Below are 22,871 nucleotides of genomic sequence, written 5' to 3'. Positions count from 1 at the left end.
TATACAATTTAATAGTAACATTAGTCTTTTAACTCTCTTACCCAAATGTTTCTGTAACTGACCAAGTCTCCATGATCTTGAAGGAAAATTGCCCCTTTTCCATGAGCTTTGTAACTAGGTTTTCCTCTAAAAACAGTAGGACCTTGAATTTCAAAATGGTCTTGTACTAAAATTCCATTGTGCAGCACAGTTACTGTTGCTTTTTTGACTACGGTTCCTTGGGCATTAAATTTAGGCTGATGATAGATAATATCATAAGTGTTCCACTCTCCTGTAGGAACAGATGCCATGGCCAAAGGAATGGACTGTTTGTAAACCGAGCCTACTTGTCCGTTTGCGTACGTTGTGTTATTGTTGTTGTCTAAAACCTGTATTTCATATCTACCTTGTAAAAACACACCACTATTTCCTCTTTTTTGGCCTTTTTTACCTACAATATCAATTGGAGATTTCCATTCTAAATGCAACTGTATACTTCCAAACTCTTTTTTAGATTTAATGCCACCTGTTTTTGGCTGTACGGTCATAGAGCCATCAGGGTTTAATGCCCAGGATACCGTATTGTTTTTCCCAGACCATTGATCAAAATTAGTTCCATCAAAAAGAACAATAGCATCACTAGGAGCTTTATATTTTGTAGCAGGAACTACCTTAGGTGGTTGTGGTTCCCATACTTCTGTAAGTTTAGGGTCGATTGTTTTTTCTTGAGCAAAACTCAATACTGGGACAAGAATAAATATGGCTAATTTTTTCATGACTATATTCCTAATATATTTTTTAATTGTTCTGTATCGGTTTCTCCACCGGCAAAATCATCAAATGTTTTACCTGTTGATTCAATAATGTGTTTTTGAATAAAAGGAGCACCTTCTCTAGCTCCTTGTTCTGGAGATTTAATACAGCATTCCCATTCCATTACAGCCCAAACATCACAATTGTATTTTGTTAGTTTTGAAAAAATTCCTCTAAAATCTGTTTGTCCATCTCCTAAAGACCTAAAACGACCTGCTCTGTCTGCCCAGTCTGCATATCCGCCATAAACACCTTGTTTCCCTGTAGGGTTAAACTCAGCATCTTTTACATGAAAAGCTTTTATTCTATTATGGTAGTAGTCTATAAAAGTTAGATAATCTAATTGTTGTAATACAAAATGACTTGGATCGTATAAAATATTAGCTCTTTTGTGATTTCCTGTAGCTTCTAAAAATCTTTCAAAAGAAACCCCATCGTGTAAATCTTCCCCAGGATGCAATTCATAACAAGCATCTATTCCTTGTTCATCAAAATGATTTAAAATAGGAGTCCATCTTTTGGCAAGTTCTTCAAATCCCATTTTAACCAATCCATTTGGGCGTTGAGGCCATGGATATACGGTATGCCATAAAAGTGCACCTGAGAAAGTGGCATGCGATTTTAATCCTAATTTATTACTAGCAGATCCTGCTTTTTTTACGGTATCTATAGCCCATGCAGTTCTAGCTTTGGGGTTGTTTTTAACAGCATCAGGAGCAAAGCCATCAAACATAGTGTCGTAAGCAGGATTTACTGCAACCAGTTGCCCTTGTAAATGCGTAGATAGTTCTGTGATTTCTAATCCATAATCATTTATTTTTCCTTTTAGCTCATCACAGTAAATTTTACTTTCTGCGGCAATGTCTAAATCTATTAATGCCGATTCCCATGTAGGGATTTGTATTCCTTTGTAGCCTAAATCTGCTGCCCATTTACAAAGTGAATCTAAATTGTTAAAAGGTTCTTTATCTCCCATAAATTGGGCTAGAAAAACAGCAGGTCCTTTAATTGTACTCATTATCTTATTTTTTTAAATTTTAACCCAAGAAGCATTGTTTTTGTCACTTTCTACCGCAGCATAAATAAATTTCATTCCTCTAATTCCATCTTTTACGGTAGGATAGTCTATTTTTTCTACGGTGTTTCCATTCTTAATAGCGTTTAAATGTGTGGCAAAGTTTTTATAAATTGTTGCAAAAGCTTCTAAATATCCTTCAGGGTGTCCTGCTGGAATTCTAGATACTTCTAAAGCCTCTGGATACAAGCCATTTCCGTTTGGAGTGTATGTTTTTTGTGGTTCTTTTAACCAACGAGTTAATAGTTCGTTAGGATTTTCTTGATGCCATTCTAGCGAACCTTTGTCTCCGTAAACTTTAATTGCAAGATTGTTTTCTTCTCCTAAAGCAATTTGAGAAATAGAAAGGGTTCCTTTAGCTCCATTATTCATACGAATCAACATGTTTCCGTCATCATCTAATGTTCTACCTTCACCAAAAACTCCTAAGTCTGCAGCAATTTCTTCTATTTTTAACCCTGTAATATATTCTATTAAATTTTCAGCGTGGGTTCCTATATCGCCTAAAGCACCACCAATTCCAGATTTTGTTGGGTCAGTTCTCCATGCAGCTTGTTTTTGTCCCTCTTTTTCTATAGAAGTAGATAGCCAGCCTTGTAAATATTGTGCTTGGATTTTTCTGATATTTCCTAAATCTCCATTAGCGACCAAAGCTTTTGCTTGCTTAACCATAGGATGTCCTGTATAATTATGGGTAAGAGCAAACAATTTTCCACTTTTATCAATTACCTTTTCTAACTCCAAAGCCTCATCTAATGTTAAACTTACAGGCTTGTCACAAACTACGTGAAATCCGTTTTCTAAAGCCAATTTAGCAGGAGGAATGTGCATGTGGTTAGGCGTTACAATTGCAACAAAATCCATTCTTTCTTCTTCAGGTAGTTTTTTTTCTTTCACTATCATTTCCTGGTAATTGGCATAACATCGACTTTCGGAAATTCCTAAATCTCTTCCCGAAGCAATTGATTTTTCGGGCGTGCTACTAAATGCACCACAGACTAGTTGAATCATCCCATCGATACTGGCTGCTTTTCGGTGAACGTCTCCTATAAAAGAGCCTGTACCACCACCAATCATTCCCATTTTTAATTTTTTCATGTGATTTTTATGTGTTGTTGGTTTATTTTGATTATTTCGATATTTTTTTCATGTAAATAGACAATCCTGTAAAGCATAGAATAAGAATTGCAGGTAAAATGGACATGGTTTTTAGAGCTTCGGTTGCATTTGCATTGTCCATTAGATTTCCCATAATTGGCAATACAATAGAAACTGATAACATACCCGCTCCCCCCATAATAGAGAGTCCTAAAGCACCTGTTTCTGGTAAATATTCAGCAACAAACCCTAGCATGGTTGGCCAAAAAAATGTAACTCCTAAAGCAAAAACAGCTGCAGCAACAAAAGTCATTCCTCCGGTAGAGATTGTTAAAAGCCATAGTCCTGCAAATGTTAAAATAGCAGAGTATAGTAACATTCCAGAGGGTTTTAGTTTGTGTACAACATTTCCTGCAAACGCTCTACCCAAAGCCATAATACCATTGATAAATGCCAAAACTAATAAAGGAGCACTTACCGAAGATTTTAATAAAGATTCTATTCTTTGTGTTGTCCCTAATTCCGAAGCGGCTGTTAAAAACATACAAAAAACCATAAACAAAAACAATGGCTTACCAATACTTTTTAGCATGTTAGAGTAACTAATACCTAACTGTACTCTTTCCGTGGTAGGGAATTGCTGGCCTATAAATAGTATACCATAAGCAAGCGTTGGAACAAATAAACTAGCCACCATTACTTGCCAACTCATCCCCATTACATCCATAACCAACCATCCTACTAAAGAACCAATGACAATTCCTCCTGGAAACCAAACATGGAATCTGTTAAGCATCTTCGTTTTTTCTTCTTTGTAAATAGAGGCAATCATAGGGTTTAAAGCTGCTTCAACCATTCCGTTTCCAATTCCAACAAATAACGTGGCTACAAATAATGAAGTCATAGAATTAGCTGTTAATGTTAAAACAATTCCTATTATATGAGTAACAAAAGCAATCCAAGTAATTTTTTTAATACCTAAAGTATCAACTAAAGGGCCACCTATAATCATGGCCAAAGTAAACCCCCAAAAGGCTGGTGTAAAAGCATAACCAATTTGCTCTAATGTTAAACCTACTCCTTCAGGTCCAAAAACGGTTTCTAACCTTGCTCTAATAGCAAAGGTCATAGCGGTAGTAATCAAAGCAAGACAGCTTGCTATAAAAAGTCTGTTTTTTTTAATACTGTTCATCCCTAAATGTATTTTAGTTAATCCTAATTAATATATTTTTACTATTATATGTATATCATTATTTAATTCTTTTTAATAAGGCTTAAAAAATGATGTTTTGGTAAAAATAAGTAAGTATTTGAGAATTATGTTTACGATTTTGCATTGAAAAATTTTAAACAACTAAGCCTGTATCTTAGATTTGTATTCATTGGGAGTGCATTTTTCAAATTTTTTAAAAAGAGTAGCAAAGTATTGACTGGATGTAAATCCACAACTATAAGCAATTTCTGTGATATTTGTATTGGGTTCATTGGTCAATAGTCGTTTGGCCATTTCTAGTCGTCTGATATTTAGATATTTCATTGGAGTTAGATTGGTAATTTGTTTGCAGTGATAAGTGAATCTTGTTAAACCTACACCAGCTGATTTAGCCATCTCTTCAACGCTCCAATCCTTTTGTAAATTGTTTTCTAGTTCTTCTAAAAACAATCGTACACTTCTTGAACTATCAGTAAGTGTTTCGTTTAGTTGAATTTCTTCATTATCTATCAACTCTAAAATTAAAATAAGTAAATAGTTGACCAACAGTCTAATTGAAGATGCATTGCTGCCATTTTGATCCGTTTGAATCGCTTTGTTAATTCTAGAAAAACAATCTTTAAAATTGGCATTGGTTTTCCAAATTTGTTTTTCATTTTTTCGCAATGCTGTGGTTAATCTATGCAAGTCGGTGGGGGTTAGCGTAATCCATTCAGGCCATTCCCATTCTTGATGGGGCCTTCGAACTCCCAAATCGATAATAACCCAGTAAAACTTACCTATTCCTACGTTTGGGTTTCCTACTTTGTGTATTTCCCAAGGGCGAGTAATAGTTAAATCACCTGGTTTTAATTCTGTTTGCGTATTTTCTTGGCCATAAGGCATGGTTCCAGATTCTAGGTAATGAAACTCAATCCCTTCGTTTCTATGCCAATCTAAGCCCCAATCTTGTGGAGTATTGGCATCCCAATACCCGATACTGTTTAAGCCTAAGGTGTTCTGATCCAATCGATCTCCTGGATAAGTATGTCTAGCTAAAGCTTTAAATTTAACTTTTTTACGCTCAAAGGCATCTACAAGTGGTAAGCAGGTGTCTGCTTGATATTCTATACCATTTCCTTGAAATGAAATGACTTTTTGTTCATAAGTTTTCATTGAAGAAAATTAAACAAAAAATAAGAATTAGTAGCTTATTCTTTGTTTTTTATGTAAAAAATGCAAAGATTTCTATTGCATATGAAATTTTAGTATAAGTTTGAGATGTGTTTTTCTAAGCTTTCTGATCTATCCATTCCTATTTTTTTTCTAATTCTTGATCTTGAGATGTGTACACTGTGCAGTTCAATATTCAGAATTTTAGCAATCTCTTTTGTAGAAAAATTCAATTTTATCAATGCACAATGCTTTTTTTCGGTAACACTTAGTTTCGGATATTTTTGTTCTAGTTTGTAATAAAACTCTGAATTGAGTTCTGTAAAACGAAGATTAAAAGTTTCCCATAAATTTTTAGAACTTTTTTGATACTTATAGTGTAATGACTTGTAAGAAGAAGGTGAGTCTGTTTTTATGATTTCTAATAAATCATCTATAGAACTATCTTTATCAATTAACTGTAAAGCATATGAGGTTAGCTCCTTGTTTTTGATTTCTAACTCTTTTTGATTTTGTTTTTCTTTAAGTTGTGCTTTGTATTCTGTTTCTTTTTTTTCTTCTACAACTTTTTGGAGCTTTATTTTGGTTCTAAAGAAAACAGAAGAAATTAAAAATACAATTACTACTAAAATTAATATTATTTTTAACCTAAATTGTGTTTTTTTATTGGCTTTTAAAGCAGCTTTTTGTTCTTTAAGAACAAGATCTTTTTCTTTTATTTCTTCTAAATAAGTATTCTTGATATTCAAAAGTTCATTATTACTACCATTTTTAATAAACATAAGACTATCTGTTATTTTTTTAGAACTTAAAAGCAATTGATAGGCTTTTCGTGGTTTGTTTTGAGTAAAATAAGCGTTAGAGAGATTGTACATAACTCTTGCTTTAAGTGCTTTTGGAAGTTTTTTAGAAACAATGTCTTTTAGGCTTTCTTTGTAGTAATAAACAGCACTATCTAGTTGTTGGGTTTCAGCTTTTAGAATTCCTAAATAATTTAAAATACCCGCTTTATTAGTTACCTTTAACTCTTCCTGATCGTTTTTTGCTTTTAGCAAATGATAGTATGCTTTGTTATAATTTTTGGTTTTTAACATTAAATGACCTCTTTCAGCTTCTACAAGTACATTTAAGTAATTTTTATCTTTTTGTAGTGTAGAGAGCTTACAGGAGTCTAGATAGGTTAAAGCTAACCTATAATTTCCTCTTGCACACTCTCTGTCTGCTAAACTTAAATAGCTAGCATTCATTCTAATACTTTTGTTTTTACCTCCAATTTCCTTAGCATTTTTTAATGCATTTTTTAAATGAAAAAGATTTTTGTCTTTCATATTAAATGTGTCATACAAAAGAGCTAGCTTCCTATGTATATCAGAGCTTAAATTTTTGTTGTTGATTTTCTTTGAAAGAAATACAGCTTCCCATAAAGATTTAAAGGATTTTTCTATGTCCCCATTTATTTCATACGCTTTAGAAATTCTAGTCAAACAGTTAATAATATTGATAGTATCTTTTTGATTTTCATAAAAAGCTTTACTTCTATACAATGTCTTAATTGACTTTTTAGGTTCAATTCTAAGATTTTTAAAAGCTGTTTTAACTTCTTTTTGATAAAAATGAATTGAATCTATAAAAGTTTCTTGAGCATAGCTTTTTACAGTTAGGAAACATATGGTTAAAAAGGTTAATAGAAATAGAAGGCTTGTGTTTTGTTTGGTTTTCAATTGTTTAAGTCTTTTTTTTTCTTTCTTAAGAACAATTATGGTTTTTGGATTCTTGTTTCGTTATCAATGTGATACTACTTGTATAATGTTTGTATAAGTTGTTTTTTGTGAGTAAAAGTTAAGGTAAAGTATATTTGATTAGGAATAATTTAAAAAAACAACATCTTTTGTGTGTTTTTTTTTGTTAGACTGTAAAACTATTAAAAATTAAAATATGGAGAGTGTTTCACGAAGAAATTTCATTCAAAAAACAGGAATTGCATCTGCAGGTCTTTTTTTATTACCCAATTTAATGAGAGGAATGTCACCCAATAGCACAGTTAATATTGCTGTAATAGGAGCAGGTGGTAGAGGTATGAATAACTGGACTCAAATGTTAGGGATAAGGGGTGATAACAGAAGAATAAAAGATGGTTTAGAGAAAAAAGGCCCAAGAAAAGCCCATCCTTATGTCAAGATTGTCGCTTTTTGTGATGTAGATGATAAAGCAGCAGCTACTGCTTATAACATGGTTCCAGATGCTAAGCGATACAAAGATTTTAGAAAGATGCTAGATGAAATGCACAAGGATATTGATGCAGTGATTGTTTCTACACCCGATCATACTCATTTTGCAGCTACTATGGCAGCGATGGAACTAGGAAAACACGTTTATGTGGAAAAACCTTTGGCACATAATATTTGGCAACTAAGAACTTTAAAAAAGGCAGAAGCACATTACGGGGTTATTACTCAGATGGGAAACCAAGGACATGCTTCTGATGGAATTAGAAATGTAAAAGAGTGGTACGAACAGGAGTTGATAGGAGATGTAAAAGAAATTCACGCATGGTTTAATGGACCTAAATTTGGACCCAAAGCATGGTTTAATAAACCAACTCACTACCCACCTTTGCCAGAATCTGTAAGAAATGATTTGGATTGGAATCTATGGTTAGGACCAGCAGCAGATAGGCCTTACAATGCAAGTTATTTGCCCAGATGGTGGAGATCTTATTACGATTTAGGAACAGGGATGTTAGGAGACTGGGGATGTCATACTTTAGATGCTCCTTTCTGGACATTAGATTTAGGAATGCCTACAAGTATAGAGCCTATACATTCTGTATTAAGTCAGAGTCCAACTCAGTTTGGACCCGATCAATCTATATTATGTTACCAATTCCCTAAGAGAGGTAACAAATCGGAAGTAACCATGACTTGGTATGAAGGAGGAAAGAAACCAGAAAACAATCCAGAGTGGGGATTAAAGAAAATACCAGGAAATGGAATGATTATGCAAGGAAGTAAACAGGCTGTAATTACTGACGGAAAACCCTATAAACCTAAAATGTTAATGTCTGCTAACGATTGGGCAGAATTCAATAAAAAAGGATGGGACAAAACCATTAAACGTATCCCAGAAGAGAGTCCACACGGGGAGTTTATAGACGCAATTAGAGGAAAAGGTCCTAAACCAGGTTCCAGCTTTAGTTATGGAGCAGATTTAACAGAAGTAGCGTTGTTAGGAGCATTGGCACAGCGTTTTAATACTAAGATTGAATATGATGCTGAGAGTATGAAAATAACCAATCAACCTGCATTAAATGCTTACATAAAAGAAGAGGTAAGAGAAGGATGGAATTTTGGAGAGAACCTTTGGAAATAATTTAAAGAATAAATAGAAATGAAATATTTACTTGCAATATTAAGCTGCTTTGTTATTCAAATAAGTTCAGCTCAGAAAGAAAACTATTATAAAACTCAAGGATATACATCTTTGTTTAATGGTAAAGACTTGGAGGGGTGGGTAGTCCCAAAAGACAATAATAAAAGCTGGTCTGCTTTCAATGGAACTATAGATTGTGCCTTAAGATCCAAAGCACCAAAAGGGAAAAGACATTTGTATACTAAAAACGAGTATAAAGATTTCTCTTTGCATATAGAATGGAGGTTTAAGGGCTGTGGTGATATGTTGTACAAAATGCCAACCATCTTACCCAATGGAGATTATCTATTAGATAAAAAGGGAGAAAAAGTGACAAAGTTAAAGCCTAATGCAGATTCTGGTATTTTTATAAAAAAGAACGGACAACAGGTTAATTTATGGTGTTGGGATGTAGGTTCTGGCGAATTATGGTCTGTTAGAAATAATAAAAAGTTACCAGAAAATGTAAGATCAGCAGCGGTTCCAAGTTCAAATCAAGACAATCCTATTGGGCAGTGGAATGCTATGGATATTCATGTAAAAGGAGATAGAATTACGGTGATTAGTAACGGAATTGTAGTAATCAATAACGCGCTGTTTCCTGGGATTGATGTAAAAGGACCCATTGGTTTACAACATCATGGTTACAAAAATGAGAAAACTGGAAAATTAGGAGGAACAGCTAGTTTGGTACAATTTAAGAATATTTGGATAAAAGAATTATAATCTTGATTAATAAAATAATCTAATAGTTTTTATGAAAAATAAATTCGATGCCATTGTAATTGGTACAGGGATCTCAGGAGGATGGGCTGCCAAAGAACTGTGTGAGGGTGGTTTAAAAACATTGGTTTTAGAAAGAGGGAGAATGGTAACACATATCAAAGATTATCCTACAATGCACATGGATCCATGGGATTTTAAGCACCGAGGAAAACGAACTCCCGAAGATTTGGCAAGGCAACACAAGCAAAAAGCCAATGGTCAGGTTAAAAAAGAGGAAGCTGCTCATTGGTTTGTTGATGATATACAACATCCTTATCAAGAAAAAAAGCCTTTTGATTGGATCCGTGGATATCATGTTGGAGGAAGATCTATTATGTGGGGAAGACAAAGCTATCGTATGAGTGATATAGACTTTAATGCGAATAAAAAAGATAGGATTGCTGTAGATTGGCCAATACGTTACAAAGATATAGAAAAATGGTATGACAAGGTAGAGGAATATATTGGAGTGAGCGGGGAAAACAGAGGACTACCACAATTACCCGACGGAAAATTAAGTCCTGCCATGCCATTTAATGCAGTTGAAAAAGAATTTCAAAAGCAAATAGAAAGTCAATACAATGATCGTGTAGTGATGCCTGCTAGAGTAGCACATATTACTGGTGATAAAGTACACGAAGGTCGCTCTAAATGTCAGTTTAGAAATAGATGTGTAAGAGGTTGTCCGTTTGGTGGATATTTTAGTAGTAATTCATCAACTTTACCAGCAGCAGAGAGAACAGGAAATATGACTTTACGTCCGAATTCTATTGTTCATGAAATTGTTTATGATGAACGTACAGGAAAAGCATCAGGGGTAAGAGTGATAGATGCCGAAACTCACGAAAAACTTTTTTTTAAGGCTGATATTATTTTCTGCAACGCATCTACTGTAGGGACTGCAAGCATTTTGTTGCAATCCAAATCTAAACGTTTCCCTAATGGATTAGGGAATGATAGTGGTGAATTAGGACGAAACTTGATGGATCATCATATGAAAGCAGGAGCTGTAGCCACGGTAAAGGGTTTTGAAGATAGATATTATAAAGGAAGAAAACCTACTAGTTTTTATGTTCCTAGGTTTCGAAATTTAGACCCTAAAACTCAGCAAAAAGATTTTATTAGAGGATATGGATTTCAGGGTGGAGTAGGTAGAGCTGATAATTGGACACAAAATATTCCTGAATTTAGCTATGGAAAAGATCTAAAGGAACATTTGTTACAACCTGGTGATTGGAAAATTGGAATGTATGGCTTTGGTGAGTGTTTACCGTATCATGATAATAAGGTTACATTAAATTATGAAAAACTGGACGAGTGGGGACTTCCTACTGTTGAATTTGATGTGAAATTTGGAGAAAATGAAAATAACATGCGTAAAGACATGGTAAAACAAGCTGTAGAAATGTTAACAGCTGCTGGTTTTGAAGAGGTAAGACCCGTCAATGCTAAATCCAATCCTGGTGTAGCAATACATGAAATGGGAACTGCAAGAATGGGACGTGACCCTAAAACGTCGGTATTAAATCAATACAATCAAATACATGCAGTACCCAATGTGTATGTAACAGATGGAGCCTGTATGACTTCTTCTGCTTGTCAAAATCCATCACTAACCTATATGGCTTTAACAGCAAGAGCGGCACATCATGCTATCGAGAATTTTAAGAAAAATAAAAAACAAGCTTTATTATGGAGAGAAGAAAAGCTCTAAAAAACTTAGCTTTAGGAATGGGGTATACAATCGCTACCCCTACCTTATTAGGTATCTTAAACTCCTGTGTAACCAAAGAAACGGAGTATGCAGATTGGCATGCTAAAGTTCTATCAACCAAAGAAAAATATATTGTAACACATTTGGTTGATATTATAATACCCGAAACAGAGACTAAAGGAGCAGTTGCAGTAAACGTTCCTCAATTTGTTGACCTGATGCTAAAAGATATTGAAAGTGATACCGATAGAAATCAGTTTAAAAGAGGAGCAACTTTGTTTGCTTTGCATTTTAAAGAAAAATACAACAAACCTATTTTAAAGGGATCTAAAAAAGAAATAGAAAATTTGTTGTCTATTTTTTTTGATATCGACCCAAAAGAAGTGAAGAGACTGCACACACTGCAAAAACAAAATATATTTAATGTACCTAGAGAACAAGCAGATGAATACTCTTTGTATAAATTTTTAGTTACCTTACGTTCATTAACCATGTTTGGTTTTGCTACATCAGAATACATAGGAGAATTTGTGTTAAGTTACGACCCTATACCAGGAAAATATGATCCGGATATTTCTGTACAAGAAGTAGGAAACGCATGGTCTTTACGATAAATTTATAAACATGAAGATAAAAAAACACCTTTCTATTATTGTAATTGCAACGTTGTTTGTGGCTTGTTCTAGCGTATCTAAGATAAAAGAGAAAAAATGGGTAAATCTTTTAGAGGGAGAAGAAGTCAATCACTGGGTGGTTAAAATCACCAATTATCCTGTAGCAGAAAATTACAAAAATACCTTTCAGATAAAAGACGGAGTTTTACGAGTTCAGTACCAAGAAGATTATAATTTTAATAAAACTTTTGGGCATATTTTTTACAATAAAGTATTGTCTCATTACAAATTAAAGTTAGAATATAGGTTTGTAGGCAAACAGGTAAAAGGGGGTGAAGGCTGGGCTGAGCGTAATAGTGGAGTTATGATTCACTGTGAAAGCCCATACAACATGTTAAAAGACCAGTTGTTTCCCATGTCTGTAGAAGTGCAACTTTTAGGAGGAATTAACAAAAAAGAAAAAAGACCAACAGCAAATGTATGTACTCCAGGTACTAATATAATGCTAAATGATACTTATGAAACAACACACTGTATCAAATCAAACTCTAAAACATATTATGGAAACCAATGGGTACAAGCAGAAATTGAAGTACATGGGAGTGATTTAATAATTCATAAAATAAATGGAGAAGAAGTGATGCGTTACACTAAACCTGAAATAGGAGGAACTATGTTAGAAAACAAAACATATTGGGAACAACGTATTGGAACCTTATTAGAAAAAGGATATTTTTCATTGCAAAGCGAAAGCCACCCTGTAGAATTCAGAAATATCTATTTAATGGAATTGCAATAGAAGTTCTACAAATTGATTTAAAAACACATCTCTATACGATGTGTTTTTTGTTATAAAATTATAGGAGTTTTAAAATTCTGTGATAAACAAACTAAAAAGGCAGATATTACACACAAATATTTATATTTGTTCGCAACGAATTTTCACTATAAAAATATATTTCAATGAGTGTTTTAGTTAATAAAGATTCTAAAATCATAGTACAAGGATTTACAGGAAGTGAAGGAACTTTTCACGCTTCTCAAATGATTGAATACGGAACCAACATTGTGGGTGGTGTTACTCCAGGAAAAGGAGGTCAGGAACACTTAGGAAAGCCTGTTTTTAATACAGTACAAGATGCTGTAGACAAAGCAGATGCAGACACTTCAATTATTTTTGTACCACCAGCTTTTGCAGCCGATGCTATTATGGAGGCAGCCGATGCAGGTATTAAAGTAATCATCTGTATTACTGAGGGAATTCCTGTAGGAGATATGGTAAAAGTTAAAGCTTATATTCAAAATAAGAACACTCGTTTAATTGGACCTAACTGTCCAGGAATTATTACTCCAGAAGAAGCTAAAGTAGGAATCATGCCAGGATTTATTTTCAAAAAAGGAAATGTAGGTATCGTTTCTAAATCTGGAACATTAACTTACGAAGCTGCAGACCAGGTTGTAAAACAAGGATTTGGAATTACAACTGCAATTGGAATTGGAGGAGACCCAATTATTGGAACCACTACCAAAGAAGCTGTTGAGTTGTTGATGAACGACGATGAAACTGAAGCCATCGTAATGATTGGTGAAATTGGTGGTCAATTAGAGGCAGAAGCAGCTAAATGGGTAAAAGAAAACGGAAATAAAAAACCAGTTGTTGGATTTATTGCTGGACAAACAGCACCTGCAGGCCGTACTATGGGACATGCTGGAGCTATTGTAAGTGGTGAAGGAGAGTCTGCACAAGCAAAAATGGAAATCTTAGCAGCTAATGGAATTAAAGTTGTAGAATCTCCTGCAAAAATTGGAGAAGCTGTTGCAGAAGTATTGGCATCAGTTGCGAAGTAATTAATACAAATTATATGGGATTATTAGAAGGAAAAACAGCAATCATTACAGGAGCAACCAGAGGAATTGGTAAGGGAATTGCCTTAGAATTTGCCAAACAAGGCGCAAATGTTGCCTTTACTTTTAGCTCTTCTGTTGAAGCTGCACAGGCTTTAGAAAATGAATTGTCTGAAATGGGTGTTAAAGCAAAAGGTTACCAATCTAATGCAGCAGAGTTTGATGCTGCTCAAGAACTTGCTGCTGATGTATTAAAAGAATTTGGTACCATTGATGTATTGATTAACAATGCAGGAATTACCAAAGACAATTTATTAATGAGAATTTCCGAAGAAGATTTTGACAAAGTAATCGAAGTCAATTTAAAATCAGTTTTTAACTTAACCAAGGCTGTAATTCGTCCAATGATGAAGCAAAGAGGTGGATCCATTATTAATATGAGTTCTGTTGTTGGGGTGCAAGGTAATGCTGGTCAAACCAATTACGCAGCTTCTAAAGCTGGGATGCTAGGGTTTACCAAATCTGTAGCTTTAGAATTAGGATCTAGAAATATTCGTTGCAATGCAATTGCACCAGGATTTATAGAAACGGAAATGACAGCTAAATTAGATGAAGCAGTAGTAGATGGTTGGAGACAAGGAATTCCATTAAAACGTGGAGGTCAACCTGAAGATATTGCCAATGCCTGTGTGTTTTTAGCATCAGACATGTCTGCATACATTACAGGACAAACATTAAATGTAGATGGAGGTATGATTACCGCTTAAAAGCATCATAAAATAAGTATTAAACTGCTCTTATAGATTTTCTTTAAGAGCAGTTTTTTATTTTTATAAAAAATATCACTTTATGAAAATAGCTAACATTCAAGAAAAAATACTATCTAATGCGTGGAAACCTTTAAAAGAATATACATACCAATATACAGCTTCTGATGGCCGTGTAATGATTCAAAAAAGGGAAGTATACGACAAAGGAGATGGGGCTGCAGTTTTTATGTATAATACATCAGAAAAAAAAGTGTTGTTAACACAACAATTTAGAATGCCCGCTTATGTAAATAGTGTAGGAAAAGGTGATGGAATTGTGACTGAAGTACCTGCTGGAATGTTAGACGGTCAAGAACCTGAAAAAGCCATTATAAGAGAGGTTGAAGAAGAAACAGGATATAGAGTACCTAAAGTAACCTTTGTGTGTGATGTTGTTATGACTCCAGGAGCAGTAACAGAAGTAACCCACATGTTTGTTGCTGAATACAACGATAGTATGAAAGTATCTAAAGGAGGTGGTGTACAAGATGAGCAAGAAGATATTATTCTGTTTGAAATGAGTTTTGATACCGTAAAAAAAAGCATTCTAAACAATGAAATTAAAGATGGTAAAACTTTAATTTTGTTACAACATGCATGGATCCAAGGTTTGCTAGATAATTAAAACTGAAAATAAAAACAAAAATATGTCAAAAGTAATAATTAACAGCTTTGAAGACTTTAAAGCGTATGAAGGAAAAGAAATAGGAGTTTCAGAGTACTTAGAAATTCCACAAAAAAGAATCAATCAATTTGCTGATGCTACCTTAGATCATCAATGGATTCATTGCGATGAGGAAAAAGCCAAAGAAGGTCCTTTTGGTACACCCATAGCACATGGTTATTTAACTTTATCTTTAATGCCTTATTTATGGGAGCAAATTATTGAGGTAAATAATAGTAAGATGTTGGTGAATTATGGAATAGAAAAATTAAAATTTAATAAACCCGTTACTGTAAATAGTAAAGTTCGATTAAAAGCTGTATTAAAATCTATTGAAAACTTAAGGGGAATCTCAAAAGCAATTTTGTCTATCAAAATAGAAATTGAAGGAGAGAGAAAATCAGCTTTAGATGCAGATATTATTTTTTTATATCACTTTACAAACTAGTATGCTTTCTACTGCTGAAATAAAAAAAAGAATTAAAGAGCAGATTCATCAAATAAAAATTAGTGAATTTGTAAGTGATGGAGGTTGGCCTATGTTAGATCAGATAGATATTGTGGTGTTTGATCATATTATAAAAGAAGATAAGGAAATAGTTAAACTACATATCTTATATCCTTTAGAAAGAGCTGGATGCTGTTTTATTCCAGGCAGAGAAGAGATGATGAGATTGCCTAAAAAAGTAATTATTAAAAAAAATCAATTAAAATTTGAATCCTATGAGTCAACAGAACATTAAATTCCCAAAAGGATTACCCATTGTTATTATTATTGCTGTGATTGCTATTGTTTTTATTTCTAAATCTGCATTAACGATAGAAGCCGGTAAGGCAGGTGTGCTTTTTAAAACTTTTGGTGGTGGAGTAGAAACAGAGTCTCCTGCATTAGGAGAAGGCTTTCACTTAATAGCACCTTGGAACAAGGTGTATCAATACGAAGTTAGACAGCAAGAGTTGTTTGAAAAAATGAAAGTATTATCTTCTAATGGTTTAGATATATTATTGGAGGTAAGTGTGTGGTATTTGCCAAAAACGGAGCAATTAGGTTTATTACATCAACAAAAAGGACAAAATTACTTAGAAACAGTATTGCAACCTTCGTTAAGATCTGCTGCAAGGTCTGTTGTAGGAAGATACACTCCTGAACAAATATACTCTAGCAAAAGAGATATTATTCAGAGTGAGATTTTTGAAGAAACTCAAAAGCTATTAGAGGGGCAATACATTCAGCTAAATAGAGTGTTGGTAAGAGATGTAACTTTACCACCAACGATAAAGACAGCTATTGAAAACAAATTGAAACAAGAACAAGAATCTTTAGAATACGAATTCCGTTTAGAAAAAGCAGAGAAGGAAGCGGAAAGACAAAAGATTGATGCCGAAGGTAAAGCAACCGCAAATAGAATTTTGAACGAATCTTTATCTGATAAAATTTTAAAAGAAAAAGGAATACAAGCTACATTAGAACTTGCAAAATCACCTAACTCCAAAGTGGTAGTTGTGGGTTCTGGTAAGGATGGATTGCCAATCATATTAGGAAATTAATCAATTTAACTGGTTAGTTTATATAGTTTTAAGGATACAACTAAAGTATGACTTTTATGCTGTCATTAATTTGTACTTTAGTATATCCTTAAAACACTACTATGAAAAAGTATCACAACATTAATGGTAAATCAGAAATAGAGTCTTACGAATCTGGAGAAGATTTTATCAAAATTAAATTATCCCACTCAAGAAACGTTCATGTTTACAATTACGAAAACACTCCGAAAAATCATGTTGACAAAATGAATAAATTGGCCGAAAAAGGATCTGGTTTATGGCGTTATTTGTTGCAAAACTGTAAAAAAGTACACAGTTTAGGAATAAAGAGAAAAAAATGGAGTTTCCTTTTTTAGTTTGTAAAAATTACTTTTCCTTTTTAATAGAAACCTGAAAGCTTGGTGCTTTATAGTCTTTGTTAAGGTATTCAGAAGGTATTGTGGTCATGTTCCCGTCTCTTGTAGCTCTGTAGTGAGGTGATAAAATTTCAATCCCATTTTCATTGCACACATCTTGTATGTTTTGATGTAATTCTGAATAAATCAAAGCCTGCTTGGCTACTACTTTGGTGTATGCGTTTAGTTCGTAAGAAACGTAATAATCGTCCAAACTTGTTTGTAACACAAAAGGTTTTGGTGTTTTAGACAATGCTTCTGTTCGTAATGCAGCTGTTATAAGGGTTTCATGAACTAATTTCCAAGGCACATCATAACCTAAGGTAACAGTGGTGTGTAATATCAATCCATTCTCATCAGCATTGCTGGTGTAGTTGATGATATTACTTGCTAAAATAGTAGAATTGGGTACTGTAATAATTTCGTTTTTTACTGTTTTTAGTCGTGTAATCAATAATGTTTTTTCAATAACATCTCCTTTAATATCACCAAACATGATACGATCTCCTATTTTAAAAGATCTCATGTAAGTAATAACCAATCCAGCTACCATATTAGATATAGCTGTAGAAGAACCTAGTGAAAATAATATACCAACAAATACAGAAACTCCTTTAAATACTACAGAATCTGAACCTGGTAGATAGGGGAAAATTAACACCACCATAAAAGCATACAAGAGTACTCGTACAATTCCGTAAGTGGGCATGGCCCAATCTTCATGAAACCCTGTAATTTTTAATTTACCATATTTAATTTCTGAAAAAATATACTTTACAAATCGTATAAAATAGCGCATTACAAAATAAATTACCGCAATGCTAAATAGATTGGGCAAAAACGATACAATGTTGTTTATAACTCCTTTAAAAGGATTCCAAATTAGATTGAACAAAATGCTTGCCCAGTCTCTAGTAAAAGGGAAAATACTAAACAGTATCGGTAGTGTAATATATAGAATTAAAGCATATACGATTATTTTTATTGCTTTGGTTATATAAGACACCAACACCATCGCTTGTTCTGTACTAACAATTACATAATCGTTGTATTTTAAATCTTTTAACAAGGATTTCTGATTTCTTTTGATGATAAGATCTACTTTTATAAAAAGTTGGGTAATGAGTTTGATAACCAACCAAATCATAAAAATAACTAAAAGCACCAATCCTGTTCTAATAGCTATTTTCTTAACACTGTTTTCCTCTTTAGCAAAACTAATGGCAGTTTTTATAGCATCTTTAAACGACTCTGCCACTTTTTCTATAGGTTGATTGTACCAAATAGCATCAGCTTCAGAAACACTCATTAAAATCATTTCTTTGTAAACAATATCAAACGTATTTTCAAAAGGCTGTACTTTAATTTGTTCTAGTAATAAAAAATCATCGTTGTATAGTTGTGCAATTTTTCTTGAAATATTAAGAGCTCTATCTTTGGCGGTAGACGAACCTATTTTTGTATAAATAGAAAACAAGGTGTCTTGCATAACTCCGGTTACAGGATATCCTTTAGCGGTAGCTCTAAGTGCATCTATACGAGCTTTTTTTTCAGAGACACGTTTCAGCTCACTTTCTTCAATTTGTTTTAATTGTGCTAATAACTCTTCTTTTTTTAAATTATCGGTTGTTTTTAAAGATTGAAGTTTGTTTTCTAACTCAATTTTTCTGAGTGAGTCTTGTACTCTTTGCTGAGTAATTGCTGCTAGTTTTTGATGAAAATCTTCTAGTAACAAATGGTTGATACTGTCTTTGTTAACACTATCTTTTTTAATATTAACACTATCTAATTCTGTTTTGTTTTGGGCTTGGATTTGAATCATCCAAAGAGAAACAAGAAACAGTAGTAAAATTGATTTTTTCATATAATATACATTCATACAAACACTATCTGAAATAAGACTTCAGGAGTGTTTATTAAATATAATCAAAAAATGATACGCTTGTTTATTTTTTATTGAATGTTTCCTCCAACAGGCAATCCACTTGGAACTTTAGATGGAATTTCTTTATCAAAATTGTCGGAGTTTAAAGTGTTAAAGAAAGAAATAATAGAGGACATATCTTTAACTTTTAAGTTTATTTGAACCGCTAAAGAGTCCATTTGTTCATTAGCAACCAATGGATTTTGAGAAATTCCAGTAGAAATATCTTCGTAAAACTCCAACACTTCTAACAAAGTTTTTAGTTCTCCGTTGTGCATATAAGGACCAGTATGTCTTAAATTTCTTAATGTTGGGGTTCTAAAACCGTAAGTTTTTTTAAAGCCATCATCACTTATTTTTAGCTTTTTATTGTCCCTCATTCCCAAGGTATGAATTTTATAATCGCTAAACATAGGTCCTGAATGGCATAGGTGACATTTAGCCTTTTTGAACAAAGCAAATCCATCCTTCTCTGATTGTGATATAGCATTTTCATCTCCCTGTAAATAACGGTCAAAACGAGAGTTGGGAGTTACCAAAGTACGTTCAAAACAAGCAATGGCTTTTGCTAAGTTGGTTTTATTGATATTAGGTTGTTTTGGAAATGCGGAGGCAAATAGTTTTTGATACTCTCTGTTTTGTTGCAATCTATTAACAACAGTATCTAAAATTACAGATTCTTCAAGGATGTTACCTCGCATTTCTTCCAAAGCCTGTATTGGTTTTAGAGCTTGCTCTTCTAAGCTTTTTACCCTATTATCCCAAAACATAGGAGCGTTATTAGGATTGAATTTCCCTTTGGTGTTGATACCATTATATGCTGCATTTATAACGGTATGTGCGTTTCTTTTTACAAAAGGAATGGTGTTGTTTTTTAAAAATGTCCTATGCATTCCTAGTCCAACAGCATTGCTACCCATAGACAAATCTATATTTTCAGCATAGGCAAATTTAGGGTGATGGCACGTAGCACACGAAACATCTTTGTTTCCCGAAAGAATAGGGTCGTAAAAAAGCAACTTTCCCAACCTTATTTTTTCTGGAGAGCTGGGATTATCTTTTGGATGAATGACTTTAGGAAGTGGAATATACACATCGTTATCGTCTGCCAAAATAGCTGTCTTTTTTTGTTTACAACCAAACAGAGTTAAACAAATAATAACGATGTGTTTTATTTTCATTTTAGTTATTGATACCAGCTACTAGAGCAGGTTTTGGATTTTTAGAACGAAACGTTTTTATTTTTTCTGGACTTACTTTGGTTTGCCATAAATATACTTTTTCTAACTTTTTAAAAGCAGATAACGTAGTCAAGCATTCGTCATCCACTGCAGTTCCGTACAATCCCAATGCTTTTAGGTTGGGTAGCGACTGTAAGCTTTTTACCCCATTGTTGGAGATGTTATTTTTGTTTAATTTTAATTGTCTTAAGTTGTTAAAACTAGCTAAAGTAGTTAAATGCTGATCTGTAAGATTATTTTTTTCTAAAGATAACCAAAGGATATTATTTTTAATTTTACTTAAGTCTTCTAAAAGTTTTTGAGCTTCTTCGGATGTTTTAGCAGTATTTTCTGGCAATACCACATCAAACAAATTGGCATTGTATACCAGTTCTCTAATAGTAAACCCTTTTCCTATAAGTTCTCCAATATACAAACTGTCTACTGGTTGTACGGTTGGCATTTTATCAGCTGCACCACCTTCTAAGTGTAAATATGCCAAAGCGATTTTTAAAACTTCGTCTTTATTAGGAGATTCTGCCAATTTAAAATTAAAATCTGTTTTGTTACTAGCAATCCAAAAGCTTATCAGTTTTATTTCTTCTTCGGTTAAAGGTGTTTTACCTTCAGGAGGCATAAAACCTTTGTCATGCGGATTCATTGTTACACGGTGTATCAATTCAGAATTTTCAACATCACCAGGAGCTACAGCAAGACCTTCTTTACCACCTTTTAAAATGCTTTCCATGTCATGCAAAGCCAATCCTCCTTTTTTCTTTGATGGATTGTGACAACTAGTACACTTTTCTTCTAAAATTGGCAAAACAATATGTTCAAACATGGCTACCTCCTCAATACTTTTAGGTTTTACTTTCTCTTTCGGTTTTTCTCCAAAAGGTGCATATTCCGTTAAGTACTCAGAACCGTGGGTTAAATTTCCTCCATAATGACCTGTAATACTTATTAAAACTACCAATAGGGTTAAAGTAGATATATTGGCTTTAAAACCTTGTAGTGCGTTAATTTTAATTTTTTCAATAGAAATTAACCAAGCAACTAAAGTAATTATCGTTGTAGCAATTCCAAACCAAAAGTGTCCGTCTAGCATAGGACCATCATATTCTCCTGTCATAGAAAGCATGTATCCTAGTGTACAGGCAACTACGGCTGATAAAAAAGAAAAAATCAAGGCAAAGGGAATTGCTGCTCTTAGTTCTTTTAAATTCTTCCATTTGCTTAGCAACTCTAGTAGAAAAGCAAACATGATAAATCCAATAGGTAAGTGGACTATTAAGGGATGAAATCTTCCTAGAAAGATAAAAATATCAGCAACTTCGTTCATTTTTATAATTGTATTAAATCCTCTGTTTAGAGTTTATAGTTTTGTTGTTTTAGTGATAAGTACCAAAGCTAAATAGTAACTTTTTTAAATTTTTAAAAAAATTAGACTCTAGTTAGTTTGTAAGGAGCAGAATGGTTGGCATTCCATTGACATACATACAAGTTTTTATCGTTATCTACACATACATCATGGCCATGTAAAATGGGTTTGTTTGGCAGCTGAAAGGTTTTTTGCAACTCTCCATTTTTGTAGACAGGTTGTGTTCCTCCAGGGTTAGAAACTACTTTGTCTCCCTCCATGATAGTTATAAAACCTGTATGGTCTTTCCAGTTTGTTTTTCCTTCTTTGGGTTGCGACCAGCAAACACCAGAATACAAATTGTCTTCATCAAAAACTGCTCTACAAACAGACATGTTAGGCATCTGTATGGTTTTGATGTACTTACCGTTGAGTGTAAAATATTTAAAACAATTTTGTACTCTAGAGGTACACACCACCATTGGATTTTCTTTGTCTCTATAATCTATAGCAACTCCGTGAGCACTAACCAACTTGTAATTAGGATCTGGATTGTCCTTTCCTCCCCAATGACGAATGTAACGTCCGTTAGCATCGTACTGAATAATTCTACTCATCCCGTATCCATCGGCAACATAAATATCTCCATTAGGGCCAATGGCTGTTTCTGTAGGTCTAAAAGGTTCATCTGGTTTGTAGACTCCTATTTGCATTGGATGTCCTATGTCAAAAAGAATTTTTCCATCAATAGTAGTTTTAGAAACTCTACCATTATAGTTTTCCATTTGACCATATTTTCCCATTTGCCAACCAGAGTCAGCTATGTAAAGTAAATCTTCTCCACCTTCATCATGCAATGTCAATCCATGACCACCAGGAAAAGATGTTCCCCAGAAATCTAGCAATTTCCCTGATTTATCAAAAATCAACACATTATTTTGTGGATGATCTCCAATCATAATCAAACGACCCTTACTATCTTGTACCATTTCGTGGCAGTTGAGTAGGGGAGTATGCGTAGGGCTAATTTTTGCCCAGTTTTTTTCTACTTTGTATTTATAATCTCCATGACCAATAACGGTATCGCTTTCGTTCAATAGCCAATCTGCTTCTGATTCTCCTTTTTTACTAATAATAGAAGCTCCAAAAGCTGAGGGAGCGGCTGCTACCATAGAAGCGGTAGTTGCTTGTTTTAAAAAATCTCTTCGTGATGTTGACATGTATATTGGGTATAAAAAACTGAAAATGCAAGAAGCTTATAGGAAGCCGCTGAGC

Annotated in this window: 22 protein-coding genes; 12 read left to right on the top strand and 10 right to left on the bottom strand. The window is 33.6% G+C overall.

Annotation, left to right across the window (positions count from 1 at the left end; all coding sequences use genetic code 11):
• Positions 1 to 20 precede the first annotated feature (20 nt).
• The 6 genes from FS85_RS0111545 to FS85_RS0111515 all read right to left on the bottom strand — a co-directional run bounded on the left by FS85_RS0111545 (position 21) and on the right by FS85_RS0111515 (position 6,658).
• The gene (locus FS85_RS0111545) at positions 21 to 755 is read right to left on the bottom strand and encodes a 3-keto-disaccharide hydrolase (RefSeq protein ID WP_010136467.1); all 735 of its coding nucleotides are present in this window, start codon (positions 753 to 755) and stop codon (positions 21 to 23) included.
• A 2-nt stretch (positions 756 to 757) separates the two neighbouring features.
• Complete coding sequence (locus FS85_RS0111540; protein WP_010136466.1) at positions 758 to 1,810, bottom strand: sugar phosphate isomerase/epimerase family protein; 1,053 nt, start codon at positions 1,808 to 1,810, stop codon at positions 758 to 760.
• 12 nt (positions 1,811 to 1,822) lie between these two features.
• Positions 1,823 to 2,965 (bottom strand): Gfo/Idh/MocA family protein, encoded by a 1,143-nt coding sequence (locus tag FS85_RS0111535; protein ID WP_010136465.1) that lies wholly within the window; start codon positions 2,963 to 2,965, stop codon positions 1,823 to 1,825.
• Between the two features lie 31 nt (positions 2,966 to 2,996).
• Positions 2,997 to 4,157, bottom strand: coding sequence for an MFS transporter (locus FS85_RS0111530; protein ID WP_010136464.1), 1,161 nt, complete (start codon positions 4,155 to 4,157; stop codon positions 2,997 to 2,999).
• 162 nt (positions 4,158 to 4,319) lie between these two features.
• Entirely contained in the window at positions 4,320 to 5,333 is a 1,014-nt protein-coding gene (locus tag FS85_RS0111525) for an AraC family transcriptional regulator (RefSeq protein WP_010136463.1), read from the bottom strand.
• An 89-nt stretch (positions 5,334 to 5,422) separates the two neighbouring features.
• Positions 5,423 to 6,658, bottom strand: a complete 1,236-nt coding sequence (locus FS85_RS0111515) for a helix-turn-helix transcriptional regulator (RefSeq protein WP_139062206.1) — start codon at positions 6,656 to 6,658, stop codon at positions 5,423 to 5,425.
• A 607-nt stretch (positions 6,659 to 7,265) separates the two neighbouring features.
• Here FS85_RS0111515 and FS85_RS15610 point away from each other — a divergent pair.
• The 12 genes from FS85_RS15610 (at position 7,266) to FS85_RS15600 (ending at position 17,053) form a co-directional block, all read left to right on the top strand.
• Complete coding sequence (locus tag FS85_RS15610; RefSeq protein WP_010136460.1) at positions 7,266 to 8,699, top strand: Gfo/Idh/MocA family protein; 1,434 nt, start codon at positions 7,266 to 7,268, stop codon at positions 8,697 to 8,699.
• 18 nt (positions 8,700 to 8,717) lie between these two features.
• Positions 8,718 to 9,464, top strand: coding sequence for a 3-keto-disaccharide hydrolase (locus FS85_RS15605; protein WP_010136459.1), 747 nt, complete (start codon positions 8,718 to 8,720; stop codon positions 9,462 to 9,464).
• Between the two features lie 31 nt (positions 9,465 to 9,495).
• The gene (locus tag FS85_RS0111500) at positions 9,496 to 11,217 is read left to right on the top strand and encodes a GMC oxidoreductase (protein ID WP_010136458.1); all 1,722 of its coding nucleotides are present in this window, start codon (positions 9,496 to 9,498) and stop codon (positions 11,215 to 11,217) included.
• A complete protein-coding gene (locus tag FS85_RS0111495; protein WP_010136457.1) occupies positions 11,196 to 11,831 on the top strand; it encodes a gluconate 2-dehydrogenase subunit 3 family protein in 636 nt (211 codons plus the stop codon). Before FS85_RS0111500 ends, FS85_RS0111495 begins: the two co-directional genes overlap by 22 nt.
• A gap of 10 nt (positions 11,832 to 11,841) precedes the next feature.
• Positions 11,842 to 12,630: a 3-keto-disaccharide hydrolase gene (locus FS85_RS0111490; protein ID WP_010136456.1), complete on the top strand. Its 789-nt coding sequence runs from the start codon at positions 11,842 to 11,844 to the stop codon at positions 12,628 to 12,630.
• Positions 12,631 to 12,794: 164 nt separating this feature from the next.
• On the top strand, positions 12,795 to 13,679 hold the full coding sequence (gene sucD, locus FS85_RS0111485; RefSeq protein WP_010136455.1) for a succinate--CoA ligase subunit alpha: 885 nt from the start codon (positions 12,795 to 12,797) through the stop codon (positions 13,677 to 13,679).
• Between the two features lie 14 nt (positions 13,680 to 13,693).
• A complete protein-coding gene (fabG, locus tag FS85_RS0111480) occupies positions 13,694 to 14,443 on the top strand; it encodes a 3-oxoacyl-[acyl-carrier-protein] reductase (protein ID WP_010136454.1) in 750 nt (249 codons plus the stop codon).
• Positions 14,444 to 14,525: 82 nt separating this feature from the next.
• Complete coding sequence (locus FS85_RS0111475; RefSeq protein ID WP_010136453.1) at positions 14,526 to 15,110, top strand: NUDIX domain-containing protein; 585 nt, start codon at positions 14,526 to 14,528, stop codon at positions 15,108 to 15,110.
• A gap of 22 nt (positions 15,111 to 15,132) precedes the next feature.
• Positions 15,133 to 15,597, top strand: a complete 465-nt coding sequence (locus FS85_RS0111470; protein WP_010136452.1) for a MaoC family dehydratase — start codon at positions 15,133 to 15,135, stop codon at positions 15,595 to 15,597.
• Positions 15,560 to 15,892: a hypothetical protein gene (locus FS85_RS0111465; protein ID WP_139062205.1), complete on the top strand. Its 333-nt coding sequence runs from the start codon at positions 15,560 to 15,562 to the stop codon at positions 15,890 to 15,892. Before FS85_RS0111470 ends, FS85_RS0111465 begins: the two co-directional genes overlap by 38 nt.
• Positions 15,873 to 16,697 (top strand): prohibitin family protein, encoded by an 825-nt coding sequence (locus tag FS85_RS0111460; RefSeq protein WP_010136448.1) that lies wholly within the window; start codon positions 15,873 to 15,875, stop codon positions 16,695 to 16,697. The genes FS85_RS0111465 and FS85_RS0111460 overlap by 20 nt, the downstream gene beginning before the upstream one ends.
• Before the next feature lie 101 nt (positions 16,698 to 16,798).
• On the top strand, positions 16,799 to 17,053 hold the full coding sequence (locus FS85_RS15600; protein ID WP_010136446.1) for a hypothetical protein: 255 nt from the start codon (positions 16,799 to 16,801) through the stop codon (positions 17,051 to 17,053).
• A gap of 10 nt (positions 17,054 to 17,063) precedes the next feature.
• On the opposite strand, the gene FS85_RS0111450 is transcribed toward FS85_RS15600, so the two are convergent.
• From FS85_RS0111450 to FS85_RS0111435, 4 genes are all read right to left on the bottom strand, one after another.
• Positions 17,064 to 18,956 (bottom strand): mechanosensitive ion channel domain-containing protein, encoded by a 1,893-nt coding sequence (locus FS85_RS0111450; RefSeq protein WP_202797932.1) that lies wholly within the window; start codon positions 18,954 to 18,956, stop codon positions 17,064 to 17,066.
• A gap of 89 nt (positions 18,957 to 19,045) precedes the next feature.
• Positions 19,046 to 20,128: a cytochrome-c peroxidase gene (locus tag FS85_RS0111445; protein WP_237706963.1), complete on the bottom strand. Its 1,083-nt coding sequence runs from the start codon at positions 20,126 to 20,128 to the stop codon at positions 19,046 to 19,048.
• A 70-nt stretch (positions 20,129 to 20,198) separates the two neighbouring features.
• A complete protein-coding gene (locus FS85_RS0111440; protein WP_010136443.1) occupies positions 20,199 to 21,578 on the bottom strand; it encodes a c-type cytochrome domain-containing protein in 1,380 nt (459 codons plus the stop codon).
• Positions 21,579 to 21,679: 101 nt separating this feature from the next.
• Positions 21,680 to 22,816 (bottom strand): twin-arginine translocation signal domain-containing protein, encoded by a 1,137-nt coding sequence (locus FS85_RS0111435; RefSeq protein WP_010136442.1) that lies wholly within the window; start codon positions 22,814 to 22,816, stop codon positions 21,680 to 21,682.
• Between the last annotated feature and the right edge of the window lie 55 nt (positions 22,817 to 22,871).

Origin of the sequence: Ochrovirga pacifica (assembly GCF_000220525.1) — a bacterium.
Taxonomy (GTDB): Bacteria; Bacteroidota; Bacteroidia; order Flavobacteriales; family Flavobacteriaceae; genus Ochrovirga; species Ochrovirga pacifica.
Note: the sequence above shows the minus strand (reverse complement) of the source record. Positions and strands in the feature narration are given on the sequence as shown.

Excerpts from the sequence above, each read along its gene's own strand:
- FS85_RS0111545 (WP_010136467.1), bottom strand. The coding sequence starts at position 755 with ATGAAAAAATTAGCCATATTTATTCTTGTCCCAGTATTGAGTTTTGCT.
- FS85_RS0111540 (WP_010136466.1), bottom strand. The coding sequence starts at position 1,810 with ATGAGTACAATTAAAGGACCTGCTGTTTTTCTAGCCCAATTTATGGGA.
- FS85_RS0111535 (WP_010136465.1), bottom strand. The coding sequence starts at position 2,965 with ATGAAAAAATTAAAAATGGGAATGATTGGTGGTGGTACAGGCTCTTTT.
- FS85_RS0111530 (WP_010136464.1), bottom strand. The coding sequence starts at position 4,157 with ATGAACAGTATTAAAAAAAACAGACTTTTTATAGCAAGCTGTCTTGCT.
- FS85_RS0111525 (WP_010136463.1), bottom strand. The coding sequence starts at position 5,333 with ATGAAAACTTATGAACAAAAAGTCATTTCATTTCAAGGAAATGGTATA.
- FS85_RS0111515 (WP_139062206.1), bottom strand. The coding sequence starts at position 6,658 with ATGAAAGACAAAAATCTTTTTCATTTAAAAAATGCATTAAAAAATGCT.
- FS85_RS15610 (WP_010136460.1), top strand. The coding sequence starts at position 7,266 with ATGGAGAGTGTTTCACGAAGAAATTTCATTCAAAAAACAGGAATTGCA.
- FS85_RS15605 (WP_010136459.1), top strand. The coding sequence starts at position 8,718 with ATGAAATATTTACTTGCAATATTAAGCTGCTTTGTTATTCAAATAAGT.
- FS85_RS0111500 (WP_010136458.1), top strand. The coding sequence starts at position 9,496 with ATGAAAAATAAATTCGATGCCATTGTAATTGGTACAGGGATCTCAGGA.
- FS85_RS0111495 (WP_010136457.1), top strand. The coding sequence starts at position 11,196 with ATGGAGAGAAGAAAAGCTCTAAAAAACTTAGCTTTAGGAATGGGGTAT.
- FS85_RS0111490 (WP_010136456.1), top strand. The coding sequence starts at position 11,842 with ATGAAGATAAAAAAACACCTTTCTATTATTGTAATTGCAACGTTGTTT.
- sucD (WP_010136455.1), top strand. The coding sequence starts at position 12,795 with ATGAGTGTTTTAGTTAATAAAGATTCTAAAATCATAGTACAAGGATTT.
- fabG (WP_010136454.1), top strand. The coding sequence starts at position 13,694 with ATGGGATTATTAGAAGGAAAAACAGCAATCATTACAGGAGCAACCAGA.
- FS85_RS0111475 (WP_010136453.1), top strand. The coding sequence starts at position 14,526 with ATGAAAATAGCTAACATTCAAGAAAAAATACTATCTAATGCGTGGAAA.
- FS85_RS0111470 (WP_010136452.1), top strand. The coding sequence starts at position 15,133 with ATGTCAAAAGTAATAATTAACAGCTTTGAAGACTTTAAAGCGTATGAA.
- FS85_RS0111465 (WP_139062205.1), top strand. The coding sequence starts at position 15,560 with ATGCAGATATTATTTTTTTATATCACTTTACAAACTAGTATGCTTTCT.
- FS85_RS0111460 (WP_010136448.1), top strand. The coding sequence starts at position 15,873 with ATGAGTCAACAGAACATTAAATTCCCAAAAGGATTACCCATTGTTATT.
- FS85_RS15600 (WP_010136446.1), top strand. The coding sequence starts at position 16,799 with ATGAAAAAGTATCACAACATTAATGGTAAATCAGAAATAGAGTCTTAC.
- FS85_RS0111450 (WP_202797932.1), bottom strand. The coding sequence starts at position 18,956 with ATGAAAAAATCAATTTTACTACTGTTTCTTGTTTCTCTTTGGATGATT.
- FS85_RS0111440 (WP_010136443.1), bottom strand. The coding sequence starts at position 21,578 with ATGAACGAAGTTGCTGATATTTTTATCTTTCTAGGAAGATTTCATCCC.
- FS85_RS0111435 (WP_010136442.1), bottom strand. The coding sequence starts at position 22,816 with ATGTCAACATCACGAAGAGATTTTTTAAAACAAGCAACTACCGCTTCT.